Annotated in this window: 1 protein-coding gene; it reads right to left on the bottom strand. The window is 31.4% G+C overall.

What is annotated here, in order from left to right; genetic code table 11:
- A partial coding sequence (locus L988_RS02620; protein WP_047381299.1) for a Tn3 family transposase occupies positions 1-593 on the bottom strand: 593 nt, incomplete at both ends.

Raw genomic sequence — 593 nt, 5'->3', positions numbered from 1 at the left:
TAATATTAGTGAAGAGCTAACTTTACCTTCTCTAATTGAGGATGCTAATCTTAAAACATCGTCATAATTTTCTTTTATAATCTTTTCATTAATTTTGCCCTTTAAAATACCTTCAAGATTTTTGGATACCTTTGTTTCACTTAAAGAAAATAATTTTACATCGGATAAATCACGTATTCTAGGAGCAAATCTGAATCCTAAAAGATGAGTGAGTCCAAATACTTGATCAGTATATCCAGCTGTATCCGTGTAGTGTTCTAATATATTTAAGTCAGTTTCGTGATTTAAAAGCCCATCTAAAACATGAGTAGCATCTCTAGAATTTGTATTAATTACTTTCGTATAGAAAGATGAAAATTGGTCACTTGTAAATCTATAAATAGTAGCACCTTTTCCAGTCCCATAGTGAGGATTAGAATTAGCATGAAGCGATGTAACTCCTAATTGCATACGCATTCCATCAGAAGATGAAGTAGTTCCATCACCCCAATATTTTGATATATTTAGTTTAGTATGAAAATTAACAAGGTTAGCTTGAGCTCTATTTAAAGCATCTTCATGCATTCTCCACTGTGAAATATATGCCATTTGCT

Source organism: Cetobacterium sp. ZWU0022, from assembly GCF_000800875.1.
GTDB lineage: Bacteria > Fusobacteriota > Fusobacteriia > Fusobacteriales > Fusobacteriaceae > Cetobacterium_A.
This window is presented reverse-complemented; position numbering and strand designations above follow the sequence as displayed.